14 protein-coding genes are annotated in these 13,064 nt (G+C 43.7%); all 14 read left to right on the forward strand.

The features are described 5' to 3' along the window. On the forward strand, positions 1-1,240 hold a 1,240-nt coding region (locus KAH81_04450; GenBank protein ID MCK5832905.1), incomplete at its 5' end, for a PglZ domain-containing protein. Next, positions 1,237-1,680 (forward strand): tRNA (adenosine(37)-N6)-threonylcarbamoyltransferase complex ATPase subunit type 1 TsaE, encoded by a 444-nt coding sequence (tsaE, locus tag KAH81_04455; protein ID MCK5832906.1) that lies wholly within the window; start codon positions 1,237-1,239, stop codon positions 1,678-1,680. The genes KAH81_04450 and tsaE, both read left to right, overlap by 4 nt. 48 nt (positions 1,681-1,728) lie before the next feature. Then, on the forward strand, positions 1,729-3,669 hold the full coding sequence (locus tag KAH81_04460) for a S8 family serine peptidase (protein ID MCK5832907.1): 1,941 nt from the start codon (positions 1,729-1,731) through the stop codon (positions 3,667-3,669). Beyond that, positions 3,669-4,127: a DUF2085 domain-containing protein gene (locus KAH81_04465; GenBank protein MCK5832908.1), complete on the forward strand. Its 459-nt coding sequence runs from the start codon at positions 3,669-3,671 to the stop codon at positions 4,125-4,127. The genes KAH81_04460 and KAH81_04465 overlap by 1 nt, the downstream gene beginning before the upstream one ends. Before the next feature lie 138 nt (positions 4,128-4,265). Continuing rightward, positions 4,266-4,850, forward strand: a complete 585-nt coding sequence (locus KAH81_04470) for a LemA family protein (protein MCK5832909.1) — start codon at positions 4,266-4,268, stop codon at positions 4,848-4,850. A 42-nt stretch (positions 4,851-4,892) separates the two neighbouring features. Then, on the forward strand, positions 4,893-6,653 hold the full coding sequence (locus KAH81_04475) for a DUF2207 domain-containing protein (GenBank protein MCK5832910.1): 1,761 nt from the start codon (positions 4,893-4,895) through the stop codon (positions 6,651-6,653). Positions 6,654-7,550: 897 nt separating this feature from the next. Continuing rightward, the gene (locus KAH81_04480) at positions 7,551-8,483 is read left to right on the forward strand and encodes a patatin-like phospholipase family protein (GenBank protein ID MCK5832911.1); all 933 of its coding nucleotides are present in this window, start codon (positions 7,551-7,553) and stop codon (positions 8,481-8,483) included. A gap of 29 nt (positions 8,484-8,512) precedes the next feature. Then, positions 8,513-9,106, forward strand: a complete 594-nt coding sequence (locus KAH81_04485) for a hypothetical protein (protein MCK5832912.1) — start codon at positions 8,513-8,515, stop codon at positions 9,104-9,106. Between the two features lie 103 nt (positions 9,107-9,209). Then, complete coding sequence (locus KAH81_04490; protein MCK5832913.1) at positions 9,210-9,992, forward strand: radical SAM protein; 783 nt, start codon at positions 9,210-9,212, stop codon at positions 9,990-9,992. 405 nt (positions 9,993-10,397) lie between these two features. Next, a complete protein-coding gene (locus tag KAH81_04495; GenBank protein ID MCK5832914.1) occupies positions 10,398-11,030 on the forward strand; it encodes a phosphatidylserine decarboxylase family protein in 633 nt (210 codons plus the stop codon). Continuing rightward, entirely contained in the window at positions 10,997-11,809 is an 813-nt protein-coding gene (gene pssA, locus KAH81_04500) for a CDP-diacylglycerol--serine O-phosphatidyltransferase (GenBank protein ID MCK5832915.1), read from the forward strand. Before KAH81_04495 ends, pssA begins: the two co-directional genes overlap by 34 nt. Next, the gene (purS, locus tag KAH81_04505; GenBank protein ID MCK5832916.1) at positions 11,781-11,990 is read left to right on the forward strand and encodes a phosphoribosylformylglycinamidine synthase subunit PurS; all 210 of its coding nucleotides are present in this window, start codon (positions 11,781-11,783) and stop codon (positions 11,988-11,990) included. The genes pssA and purS overlap by 29 nt, the downstream gene beginning before the upstream one ends. Then, positions 11,990-12,709 carry a phosphoribosylformylglycinamidine synthase subunit PurQ gene (gene purQ, locus KAH81_04510; GenBank protein ID MCK5832917.1) on the forward strand — a complete coding sequence of 240 codons (720 nt, stop codon included), beginning with the start codon at positions 11,990-11,992 and terminating at the stop codon, positions 12,707-12,709. Before purS ends, purQ begins: the two co-directional genes overlap by 1 nt. After that, complete coding sequence (locus KAH81_04515) at positions 12,693-12,962, forward strand: DUF4321 domain-containing protein (protein ID MCK5832918.1); 270 nt, start codon at positions 12,693-12,695, stop codon at positions 12,960-12,962. The genes purQ and KAH81_04515 overlap by 17 nt, the downstream gene beginning before the upstream one ends. Positions 12,963-13,064: the final 102 nt, after the last annotated feature.

The raw sequence follows: 13,064 nt of genomic DNA on the forward strand, positions 1-13,064 counted from the left end.
TCCACATCAGATACTCTCAACCTTGAAGAAGATATTCGAATCTGACAGGATAGTCGGCCAACAGCTTACCCGCGATTATACCTCGGAATACCGAGATATGGTTACACGCCCCTCGCAGAAGGCAACCCCCCGTCAGTGGCTCGATTTAGCCTATTGGCTCGCCGAGTGGGATGTCATTTTTGATAACCACCCAGAGCTCGGCTTGACTCAGACCCATAGGGAATTCCGCAGGGAATGTAACACCGAATTTGGGAGATATATCGAATCCAATTATGAAAAATGGGTATGGAGTGATCCCGATCAACGGCCCATGCTCTCTGTCGATGTTGGTGCGAATAGTGTTATTCCAGCGTTAGCAGCGGGCGAGAAGGTCTTTTTTGTGGTGATTGACTGTATGCGCCTCGATCAATGGTTATCCGTTGAAAGGATGCTTTCAGATTATTATAATGTTAGTACTGAAGTTTTCTTCTCGCTATTACCCTCGGCGACACCGATTGCCCGAAATGCAATATTCAGTGGCCTTTTTCCTTATGATATTTCCAAGAGATACCCCGAGTTATGGATAGACCCGACCGAGGACTCCACTTCCCGCAATCGTTATGAACATCAGCTTATGGATAAGCAGATAGCGCAAAATGGTATAAGGCTTAAAGGGGACACGAAATATATCAAAATTCTTGATCCCGAAGAGGGCGAAAGTCTTGTGTATCGTCTGAAAAGCTATCTTTCTGCGCCAATGACAAGTGTTGTAGCCAATTTTCTCGACATTCTCGCGCATAGCAGAGCGGCAAGCGAGGTTCTCAGGGAGATATCTCCGGACGAATCGGCCTATCGAAGTGTGATGAAGACTTGGTTTGCTCACTCGAGTTTGCTCAAGACGCTTATCGCGATTGCTGACGAGAATGTTACAGTTATTATCACTACCGATCACGGGAGCACAATTGGTAGGCGCGGAACAAAGGCATTCGGCAAAAAAGACACCTCGACTAACCTTCGATATAAGTATGGAGATAACATTAACTGTGAGGATCGAGGTGGAATCTTCATTCGCAACCCAAAAGACTGGCGTTTACCTAGTTTCACAAAAACGACTAATTATATTATAGCCAAAGAAGACTATTATTTTGTATATCCGACACATTTCTCGCAGTTCGAACGGCAATATAAAAATAGCTTCCTTCATGGTGGTATAAGCCTCGAGGAAATGGTAGTTCCATTAGCAATTCTTCGACCCAAATGATATCCGAGGTCGAAATTATAACTCACTCGGCTGAAGAATCCCTCCAGTTTGGCAAAAAAATAGCGGAAAAGCTCAGTCCCGGGGATGTTGTTGCGTTTTACGGTGGCCTCGGGGTGGGTAAGACCACTATGATAAAGGGTATGGCAAGGGCATTCGGAATAGACTCGACTGAGGTTTCGAGCCCAACATTCGCGCTGATACACGAATATCCCGGTGTTAAAACTATTTATCACATAGACCTTTATCGACTGGATAAAAAAGAAGAAATAGCCCAATTAGGGCTTTGGGAGCTTTTCGATGGAGAGGGTATTTCTCTGGTGGAGTGGGCGGAAAAAGGAGAATTGTTCTTACCCGAAAGAACTATTCGTGTGAATATTCAGAGTCTCGGCGATAACGAAAGAAAAATAGTCGTTCAGCAACAGTCAAGAGGTGTAGGATAGTTACGGTATAATGCAGAATAAATTGTATAGGATGGAAGAAGGCTATAGATGAGTAAAAAAAATCGAATAATATTGGTTTTGAGTGCGATCATAGCAGTTTCCGCGATGGCAAACATAGCTAAAATCGAACCTTCGCTTCTCGATGCTGAAAATGATTCTCTTTTAGTATGGGTCTTTTTTCAAGATAAAGGTCTAGGGAATAGGAATATCGCATCTATCGCTCGTTCTACATTGTCAAATCGAGCTATCGAGCGCAGGATAAGTGCCGATGTGGAGTTCGATATATATGATGTGCCTGTAAATAATATATATGTGGAGGAAGTTGTTAACCTTGGCGCACATTTCCGAAGGCAAAGCCGATGGTTAAATGCTGCTTCTTTTGCAATGAATCAAACAACGGTGAACCGGATAGCCGAACTCGAGTTTGTTAAAGAGATACGCGCTATAAGGACGTATCGGAGGCCGCTCGAACCGACTACGAGATTGAGACCCTTTGAGGATGACACACTCACCGATTCGTTTTATGGCCCCACTTTCCCGCAACTTGCGATGCTTGGCGCTACTCATTTACACGAGATGGGTTATGCCGGGCAGGGAGTGCTTGTGGGAATACTCGATTCCGGTTTCCGACTTACGCATAGAGCATTCGATAGCCTGAATATCATCGCGCAATATGATTTCATGCATAACGATACCAGCATCGATTATGACACGCTCGCAGGGGACACCGATTTCTATGGTTTCCGGCATGGGACTTATTGTCTCGGTGCGATAGCAGCTTATTCGCCGGGAGAGGTTATTGGCGTTGCATATCATGCCTCGGTTGCGCTTGCAAAAACCGAGGATGTAGATAGTGAATATGTAACCGAGGAGGATAACTGGGTTGCCGGAATGGAGTGGCTCGATTCTATCGGTGTGGATATTACCTCGAGTAGTCTTGGTTATTCGGATTTCGACGCCGATACACCATATACATTGGCCCACCTCGACGGCAACACTATGCTCACAACCATAGCCGCAGATATTGCCGCCTCACGCGGTATTTGTGTTATTAATTCCGCTGGTAACGAGCGGACAAATCAGTCCTGGCCAACACTGATATCCCCCTCCGATGGTGATTCTGTGCTTGCTGTGGCAGCTGTCGGATACGATAGAGTTTTCGCGCCATTTTCTAGCCCCGGGCCTACCGCCGATGGTAGGATTAAACCAGATGTTTCGGCTGTGGGTTACGGGAATATCTTGGTTAATCCCTATGCCAATGAAGGCTATACCTCGGGTTCAGGAACTAGTTTTTCCTGTCCGCTTATTGCAGGTCTTTGCGCAGTAGTTAAAAGCGCAAACCCCGATCTTTATGGATACAACCTCGCGATGGCTGTGCGCTCGAGTGGTGACCGCGTAAGAGCCTATGACCCAATATATTCGGCGGATTCCGCCGATTTTGACTATGGCTGGGGCATCCCGCAGGGACCGGTAGCAGCAGGATTTACCACAGGATTTTACGGTAGAGCTATCGATGCTCAATCCGGTAATATCATCGCCAACAAAGAGATTAGCTTTATTTATTTCGATACAAACATAGTGTTGACAACCGACACCTTCGGTATCTTTGTCGAACCGATGGCTGAGATGGGCGCCGTGTTATCCCTCTTAATTCCGGGCTATGCCTTCTCTTTAGACTACGCTGTCGATGGTCTGGGACATGCGGTTAGATTCAACCGCCTCGGGCAAGGACAACAGCTTCAAGTTTTCCCTAATCCAGCGAACGAATGGATAAAAGCTGTGGCGTATATTGGCCAGAGCGCTAGGTTTACAGTATGGACGACTTCGGGCGAGCTTGTCCACGATTATAGCTGGGCATTGGCTGAGAAGCTTCAATATCTCTGGGATTTGAATAATAACGATAACCTCGCGTTAGCCAATGGAATTTACATAGTAAGATTGGCTACTGAGGATGATTCGGTAATCGAAAAAATCGCCATTGTCCGCTAATGAGATTTATTCACTGGATCGGTAAACATGGTGCTTTATTTCTCACTTTTGTATGGGTTTTCACAACAGCTATTGCCCTAGCTGCACCTTTATTAGCAAAAAGAGCCCCTTTGCTTTCCGGTGGATGCTATCTTGGCCTGAAGCCTCTCTGCCATCAGCTTCCTGATAGAAGTTTTTTTATCCTAGACCATAAGATGGGTCTTTGTGCCCGTTGTTTCGGTATATTTGGTGGGATGTCATTTTTTGGCATACTTTCTCTTGTTCTAAAACGAAAGTTGTCTTTGCCATTGTGGGCGATGTTCGCGCTTGTTGCACCTATGGCGATAGATGGCTCCGCTCAGTTATTCGGTCTATGGAGCACAGGCAACTTAATGCGTTTTATTACAGGAATTCTAGCCAGTTTTGGTATTGTGTTTTGGATTTATCCCATTATATTTGAGATGAAATTGAGAGAATAAGCAAACAGAGGCTGTATAGAGCTTGGTTGTTCGTTGAGGCTAGGGTCTGATCGAAGAAAATTTAATTCTTATCGGAGCCGAGAATAATAAAAATAATTAATAAGAATACTCTGTAATATAGATTCGCAAGGAGGCATTATGGGTTTTGTAGGAATAGCCGGCTGCTTTGGTATTTTGGCGGTTTTCGTAATCGCCCTTGTTGTTATAGTTATCACGCTATACAACAAACTCGTGGGGTTAAAAAACCGCGCCGAGAACGCATGGGCTGATATAGATGTCCAGCTTAAGAAGCGCTACGACCTAATCCCAAATCTCGTCGAGACAGTGAAAGGTTATGCCAGCCACGAGAGTGAAACGCTGGAGAATGTAATAAAGGCGCGCCAGCAAGCTATTCAGGTCACTGACGATGTGGCCAAAATGGCACAGGCGGAAAATGTTCTCACACAGGCTCTTCGACAACTTTTCGCTGTAGCTGAAAGTTATCCTGACCTCAAAGCAAACCAGAACTTCCTCGAACTTCAAGCTTCGCTCGAAAAAATCGAGAATGATCTTTCCGATAGCAGACGCTATTATAACGCTGTCGTTCGAGACCTCAATACAACTGTCGAAAAAGTTCCAACGAATTTTGTCGCGATGCTGTTCCATTTCACAAAGAGGGAATATTTCGAGATAGAAGATGTAGCACAAAAAGAGGCTCCAAAGGTCGATTTCGGAAAAAGTTAATTATGAACAAGAAGATTTTGCGTTTACCATAGGAGGAATTCCATGAAATTCGCCCATATTGTTTTTATTGTAGTCTTACTACTGACAATTTCGCAGGCCAATGCCTATCTTATCGAGTCGTTTCATTCCGACATAGAGATGTTCACCAATTCTTCCTATGAGGTTGAAGAGCGTATCGAGGTCAATTTTGGGAATGAGCAGAGGCATGGAATTTATCGAGATATTGTTTATAAATATCGTCTTCCTATGAGGACGTATAGAGTTCTCGTGAATATTCTAGATGTTACAGACGATTCCGGAAACGAATACGATATCAAGGTTAAAAAGCAGGGCGATTATGTGAATATTCGTATTGGCTCGCCTAATTACACTGTTAGTGGAACTCATGTATATCGGATACGTTACCGAGTCGAAAATGGGATGCTGTTTTTCGATGATCATGATGAGCTTTATTGGAATGTTACCGGCACCGAGTGGCCCTGCGAGATAAAAAAGGCATCGGCAACTGTGCGCCTTCCTGTTGGGACACCCGAGGGCGAAATAAAAACTATTTGTTTCAGCGGAGCATATGGCTCGGAAGCCCATAACTGTGACTCAAATATTGGCGATGGAGAGGTCGATTTTTGGGCGACAAATGCGCTTGGAACATACGATAATCTTTCTATTGCTGTCTCGATCCCAAAGGGAATACTTAACAAACCGGGATTTGCGAGTTGGGTGCGTTGGTATCTCCTCGATCTGTGGCCGCTTTTGCTTTTCTTATTCTGGGCTTTATGGCTTGTAATCAAGTGGAATAAGGCTGGACGCGACCCTGTGAAGATGTCTGTCGCACCGAGATATGAGCCGCCAGAAGATCTCGCGCCTGCAGAGGCTGGCACGCTTATAGATGAGAGTGTTGATATACGAGATATGACATCGACGATAGTCGATCTTGCAGTGCGCGGTTATATTAAAATATTCGAAATCGAGAAGAAAAAAATAGTCCTCTTTAAAAAAAGCGATTATATTTTGGTGAAACTTCGAAATCCCAATAATTCGCTCAAATCTTATGAAAAGAAGGTGTTATCTGCACTGTTTGAACGAGGAAGCATAGAGCCTGAAGACCGCGTGCAGCTCGATAGTATTGCCCCGGGAAACGAAAACAATGAGGCGATAACGATTTCGAGCCTTAAAGATAAATTTTATATGGAGCTTCCAATAATAAAGGACGCTATTTATGACGGCCTTGTGGCGAACAAATATTTCCCTTCGCGCCCGGATCATATTCGGCAGAAATATGCCGGTTTTGGGATAGTCCTTCTTGTCGTGGGTTTCCCCATCGCTGCCTTTGCTTCGAATTGGGCTTTTATTGCGAGTTTTGTTCCAGCTGGTCTAATGACTATTATTTTCGGTAAATTTATGCCTAGAAAAACCAAAAAAGGTGCGATTTCTGCAATAAATGTTGCTGGTTTCGAGGAGTTTGTCCGAAGGGTCGAGAAGGATCGTATCGAGCGGATGGCTACTGAGGATCCTACAGTATTCGAAAGACTTCTGCCCTATGCTATGGCTCTCGGTGTTGCCGATCAGTGGGCCGAGGCTTTCGAGGGGATATTCAAGGAAGCACCGAAATGGTTCGTTTCCGGGTCTGGGCAAGCATTCCACACACACCTTTTTGTGCATAGTTTAGGCGGGGCAATACACAGCACGGGTGCGGCTATGGCGGCTCGCCCCCGATCATCCGGCGCTGGTGGTGGTCATAGTGGTTTCGGTGGTGGTGGTTTTTCAGGTGGTGGTTTCGGTGGTGGTGGTGGCGGTGCATGGTAATTGATACATTGCTGGCATTATCCATTCTAGAACAGTGTATTCATATTAATCATTGAGGAATAATGTGAACAAAATAAATGTCCTCCTCGCAGTATAACATGGGAAATCGAGGCTTAACTCCTACGCCAATTGTGACTCCAGCGGCTCTTCTTGTTATTCTTAGCCACAATTGGAAATTAAGAAGATGAGCAATTTATAAATTGCCCCCACAAAGTGAGGGTTTCGATTTCTAGGATAGCCGTGTAAATTTCATTTCGAGCAAAACAAGAAATCTCGCTGAAGATGATGGAGATTTATACCCTTCAGATCGAAATGATAGCAAAAGCGAATTTATCTGAATGCAAATTAAAATATCGGCAGAAGCTTCAATATCGTTCGGATGTGCTTCGAAAGGCTGAGTAAATTGTGCAAAAAGGCGATTATGAAAAAGATGGTGCATTTGAAAAGAAAACGAATCAATAAGATGTAAGTGGTTGTGGCAAAAAAAACGCCGTTGGCGCGGGAAATGGGTTGTGCTTTGGAAGGGATTTTTGCATCCGAAGGAACCGCAAAAATCGTGACAGCGCGGAGGAGATGGGAAAATCGGAACGGCGGCTAATTCAAATTCGGTAGCTGGGTTGGCCGCCATCATTCGGAATTAATGACCGAGAAGATTTTTTTACCTGAGATAATTAAACAATCTTTTTAAGGAAAAGGATCTGTGTCCTCAGTTTAATATATTATTGAAAACTAGAATACATATATTGGAGCAATCCTTTGGATCGCCCGAGTTCAATAATCAAATATCATTTAATAGTTCTGCTTCATCCTTGATTTTTTATCTGAGTCATCCAGATACGGGTGAAAGCTTGATAAATTTTCTTTCGTGATGTGCAATTAAAGAAATTGGAGAATAAAATGGAAGAGAAGGTTTCGAAACCAAAAAAATATGCCTTGTTCTTGAGTGGTGGTGGAGCGCGAGGATCGTTTCAAGTTGGTGCACTCAAACACCTCATTGGTGATCTCAAACGTAATTATAGCATAGTCTCCGGTTTTTCGATAGGTGCACTATCTGGCTCCATGATTGCACAGGACGATTTTTTAGGTCTATTAGATATGTGGCAGGGCGTTGACTCGTTTTTCGATGTGATTGCGGGTAATCCGCGATTTTACAAAGGTCTTCTTTCCATGAAGCCTCTTCGCAAACTCCTTGAAAAGAAAATTGATGTCGAGAAAATTCGTGAATCGCCTGTAGAGTTTTTTTTCAGCGCGGTTGATTTGCAGAGAGGGATTAATGTCCAACTCGACAAGAATGCTGAGCCTTTCATGGACTGGTTGTTGGCTTCGGCATCTCTCCCCGGAGTATTTCCTCCCATGGAAATAGGTGGCCATCAGTATGTAGATGGTGGTGTTCTCGCAATGAAACCACTTGCGCCATGCATCAAAGCTGGTGCGGATGTTATCGATGTAATCTTGTGTGCACCGCTTACTGATTGGTCCACGAAGCAAAAATTTGATACTATATTTGAAAATATTGTTAGAAGCATAGAACTAGCTCAAACAGAAATAATAGGGATCGATATTGCTAATTGTCGGATGATTAATAAAGAGGTTGCGAAATGGCGCGATGTCAAAGACGAGGCGAATTTCATCGAGAATTTCGTTCTTTGGAAGGTCGAACGAAAGAAGAAATTCCCTTTAGGTAAACTCAGGCAGATCGAATTAAATATTATCGAACCACCGGCGGATATTATTGGTGTTCTAGAAATTAGCAAGGATAAAATTAAGAAGGCAATCGACCTAGGATATAAAAAAGCTGTTGATCTTTCGTTGAAAAGTAACGATAATTAAAATGATAAAAATTTTCGCCCGGAAATATTATGCTTGAATTTGATCCTACAATTCTTGTTCCGCTGTATCCAGATGAAGAAAAAGCCTTCAGAAGAAAAGAGAATTGGCAGCGAAGAATGATCGCCTGGTTCGGCTTCGGGACGGGAATCTCATTTGTCATAGAATTTGCAAGGTCATATTATTTTCTTATTGCTGGGCGAAATATCGAAAACCTACACCCTGAATCAGCTCAACTCGACTTGGAGTTTAACGCTATTCTCGGTATAGTTCTCGGCTTATTTATTGCTTTAGGCCCTGTTTTTTTCGCTTTTAAGATGAGCAGGAATAAACCTCAAGGATTTGCTGCAGAAAAATTCGATAAAGGCAAGATAAAAGCGTGGTTCACTGGTATATTTTCCATTGTCGTTGCGGTAGCTATATTGATTTTAGCCGGGCTGTTTATTGCCGGTTCGATGGTATATCGATGGGAGGCTGGGATTGGCGAAATGGAGTTCGTTGTTTTATTTGGTGCTTTTTTCCTTGCTGGTCCGCTTCTTGCCGAGGGGTTTTTGTCAATTTTTGCTACCGGACGAAATATCAAGCAGGTCTATGTTCTTAGGCGCGGGCGCTGGAAGAAGGGTTAGCCTTTCTAGAAAATCCTAATTGAATTTTAATGAAGAGCAAATAAACAGGCTTTCGAACTGTGTCGAGTGCCCGCGAAGCTGTGGTGTTAACCGATTCGATGCCATGGGATATTGCCGTTCCCATGCTATTCCCAAGATCGCTAGTGTAAACCTGCATTATGGGGAAGAACCTCCAATTTCCGGTGAACGGGGCTCCGGAACGATTTTTTTTTCCGGTTGTAATTTGTCCTGTATATTTTGCCAGAATTATCCGATTAGCCAGCTTGGCAACGGTAAGGAAACAAACCTAGATAGCCTTGTTGATGCGATGCTAAGGCTTCAAAAACGCGGCGCACATAATATTAATTTCGTTACTCCATCACATGCGACAGTTACTTTAGAAGTCGCAATTCCCGAAGCCAGAAAACTCGGCCTTGAAATACCAATAGTTTATAATACATCTGGCTACGACTCGCTCCAGCAACTTCGCAGATTGGACGGACTTATTGATATATACCTTTCAGATATCCGCTATGCTGATCACGAAGTTGCAGAAGAATTGTCGAATGCGCGCGATTACCCCGAAGTCAATCGAGTTGCGTTAATCGAGATGCAGCAGCAAGTTGGCAATCTCGACCTCGACAAGCATGGTATCGCTCGCCGAGGTCTGGTAATTCGACACCTGGTCTTTCCATGCGGTCTCGCGAACACCTCTTCTGCCCTCGATTTCATCGCTAATGAGATTTCGCCTGAAGCTCATGTCGCGCTGATGTCTCAGTATTTCCCTGCCTATAAGGCTGTCGATTCGCCTTCATTAAACCGTAAAATAAACAAAGAGGAGTGGGTCGAGGCTGTGCGCCTTTTTCGTTCATCTGGTCTTAATGGCTGGGTGCAGAAAAAAGAGTAAGATAGTATCTCAAAAATAATCTTTCTATGTGCTTCTTCGGCGCTGTCACGATTTTTGCTATTTCTTGGGGTTTGGTAGTAATAGAAACCTTGATTAGCGCAAAAATCCGCACCTGCCACCACGCTGTCACAAAATTTGCAGAATCGGCAAATTTAGCGCCAGCGTCCCTACCCGCGCCAGCGCCTATGATTTCGCTTTAAAGAAAAGAGCAAAGTATGTTCGCGGCCGGCGCGAGGGAGTAGTGGAAAGGTTTTGGGGAGTCCGTGTGCAAGAAAATGGCAATATTAAAGAGATTATTCACTTGCACGGAGCGTGCCGGCCGCTTAGTCGAGCGAAATCTCGGTCTTTACTGTTGTTTAGTTAAAAACAAATAAGTATATTGGAATAATTGAAATGGAGGTTTTATTGAAGCTCGACCCAGAAGGTAAAAAATATATCTATGTTTTCTTGGTCATAGCGGTTTTTTGTGCTATGACTCAAAGCATTGTTGGTTATGTATTTTGCGGAGTGTCAGTTTTCTTGTCCATATTCTCAATATATTTCTTCAGAGATCCCGATAGAAAACCTCCAGACGATATTAATGCAATACTTTCTCCTGCTGATGGCTTAGTCGCGACAGCGAGCGAATACCAACATCCGACACTCGGTAAATGCAATAGAATAGGCATTTTCATGAATATATTTGACGTTCATGTTAATCGCTCGCCCATCGATGCGAAGGTTACTGGTCTCGAATACAAAGAAGGGACATTCAAACACGCTGGCACGGAGGGTGCATTCGAGAACAACGAGCAAATGATTATTGATCTCGAAGGCGATGGTATAAACATACAGGTAATTCAAATAGCCGGTATGGTTGCACGAAGGGTAATTTGTCGGTTAGAAAAAGGACAGGGAGTAAAACGCGCGGAGCGTATCGGTTTAATACGTTTCGGAAGCCGACTGGAGGTATTTCTTCCTTTCGATAAAACCATAATTAGTGTAAAAAAGGGAGATAGGGTAGTTTGCGGAGAAAGCTCGATAGCCAGAAAAATCTAGATAATCTGAGGCCTGTTGTTCCGGGTGTGTTTACCTTTGGTAACCTGCTTTGTGGATTCCTTGCCATTCTTCATGCGATGGGAGACAATCCTATCAATGCCGCATGGTTCATTCTTATAGGAGCTTTTCTCGATGCCCTCGATGGCAAAGTTGCACGCCTTGCCAAAGGGGCTACCCCTCTCGGCGTCCAGCTCGACAGTCTCGCGGATTTCCTTACATTCGGCATAGCACCGATAATAATGATGTTTGGAGTAGGCTGTTTCGACCTTCGCGATTGGCGTTTAGCAATAGGTCTTTTATATCTATTTGCAGGCGCTTACAGGCTTGCAAGATTTAACTTAGAAGCAGTGCCCGAAGGGGTTGATAATTTTACAGGGTTACCTATACCGGCTGCGGCTCTAACTGTCGCTAGTGGCGTTCTCTTTATTCAAAAGGTATGGCCTCCTATTGTTGGTAACGGTTCTTTGGGTGGGGTGGCTATTATGGCATGGCTTATGGTCTCTAATGTGCCATATCCCAAGAGGTTACCAAGGTTTAAATTATCCAGACAGAAGAGCATAGTATTTGTTATACCAATATTGATATTAATTTTAGGATTGATTTTAGCACCCGTTTATTTAATTTATCCTATGATGATTATTTATGTGGCTTTCGGTTTAGCTAGGGCTGTTTTTAATTCATTGACACATCGTAAGGAGAGATTGGATGAAAAATTTCAAAGCAACGGTGAATGTTCGAAAGAAGGCGACGGTGGCGGATCCGGAGGGGAAGACTATTAGCGAAGCTCTCGTCAGATTAGGATACGAGGAAGTTAAAAAGATTAGGACCGGCAAGGTTTTTAATGTTGAGATAGCAACGATAGATGCCGACAAAGCTCGTGGAATAGTCGAAAAAATCTCAGAGGAGATTCTTTCGAATCCTATAATAGAAGTTTTCGATTTTGAAATAGAGGAGTTTTAGTGTTAGTTGGAGTTGTAGTTTTTCCAGGAAGCAACTGCGACCGCGATGCCCTTTGGGCTATCGAGAAGGGCCTCGGGGAAAGCGCCAAATTTATTTGGCACCACGACAGAAACCTCTCGAATGTAGACCTGGTTATTTTACCGGGAGGGTTCTCTTATGGCGATTACCTTCGCACAGGGGTTTTTGCGCGTTTCAGTCCGGTAATGGAGTCCGTAAAGGATTTCGCAAAAAAGGGTGGCCTTGTAATCGGGATTTGTAATGGGTTTCAAGTTCTTCTGGAGGCTGGATTACTGCCCGGCGCACTGATTGCAAATAAAAATTTACGTTTTCTTTGCAAGGATGTTTTTATTCGCGTAGAAAAAGACGATGGTCCATTCTCGAAGTCGATGTCTGTTGGCGAGGTGCTACAAATACCCATCGCCCATTTCGGAGGCAATTATTTTGCCGAACCAGAAGAGCTTGCAAAATTGGAATCGAATGGCCAGGTGGTTTTTAGATATTGTAATAAGGATGGTGATATTACAGCTGAGTCGAACCCTAATGGTAGTTTACATAACATCGCTGGCATAACCAACGAACGCGGAAATATCATGGGGATGATGCCGCATCCTGAAAGGTGTAGTGAGGCTATTCTCGGGTCTGATGATGGACTAGGCATTTTTGCAAGTGTTAAGAAATATCTAGGTTTAATGGAGGAAAATATTGTCAGAAGGGCGTAAGAGGTTTGCTGTAGTTCTTCTCGCTGTTGTCGTGGGGCTTTTGGCTGGAGCTTTGATTACAGAGATACTGAAATTCATCCTTCCAATAGGTGTAGTAAAGACATTTTTTATGAAGGAGGTTGGATTCGGCTTAAATCCAATGGAGATAGACCTTGCGATTATACAATTCACTTTTGGATTGAGGATGAGTTTTAACTTCGTTTCTCTTGTGGCTATTGGACTTACGGTCTACTACTTCAAGTGGTGGCTGTGATGTTTGGGCGGATAATGTTGTATAATTTTGAAGTATCAAAAAAAGTTGTTGACATTTAATTTGAACAGTTTATACTTTAGTTGAACACATAGCGAGCAATGC

This window comes from bacterium, from assembly GCA_023145965.1.
GTDB lineage: Bacteria > UBP14 > UBA6098 > UBA6098 > UBA6098 > UBA6098.

What these genes read in the sequence shown, in the direction of transcription:
- tsaE (MCK5832906.1), top strand. Translation starts at nt 1,237, where the DNA reads ATGATATCCGAGGTCGAAATTATAACTCACTCGGCTGAAGAATCCCTC.
- KAH81_04460 (MCK5832907.1), top strand. Translation starts at nt 1,729, where the DNA reads ATGAGTAAAAAAAATCGAATAATATTGGTTTTGAGTGCGATCATAGCA.
- KAH81_04465 (MCK5832908.1), top strand. Translation starts at nt 3,669, where the DNA reads ATGAGATTTATTCACTGGATCGGTAAACATGGTGCTTTATTTCTCACT.
- KAH81_04470 (MCK5832909.1), top strand. Translation starts at nt 4,266, where the DNA reads ATGGGTTTTGTAGGAATAGCCGGCTGCTTTGGTATTTTGGCGGTTTTC.
- KAH81_04475 (MCK5832910.1), top strand. Translation starts at nt 4,893, where the DNA reads ATGAAATTCGCCCATATTGTTTTTATTGTAGTCTTACTACTGACAATT.
- KAH81_04480 (MCK5832911.1), top strand. Translation starts at nt 7,551, where the DNA reads ATGGAAGAGAAGGTTTCGAAACCAAAAAAATATGCCTTGTTCTTGAGT.
- KAH81_04485 (MCK5832912.1), top strand. Translation starts at nt 8,513, where the DNA reads ATGCTTGAATTTGATCCTACAATTCTTGTTCCGCTGTATCCAGATGAA.
- KAH81_04490 (MCK5832913.1), top strand. Translation starts at nt 9,210, where the DNA reads ATGGGATATTGCCGTTCCCATGCTATTCCCAAGATCGCTAGTGTAAAC.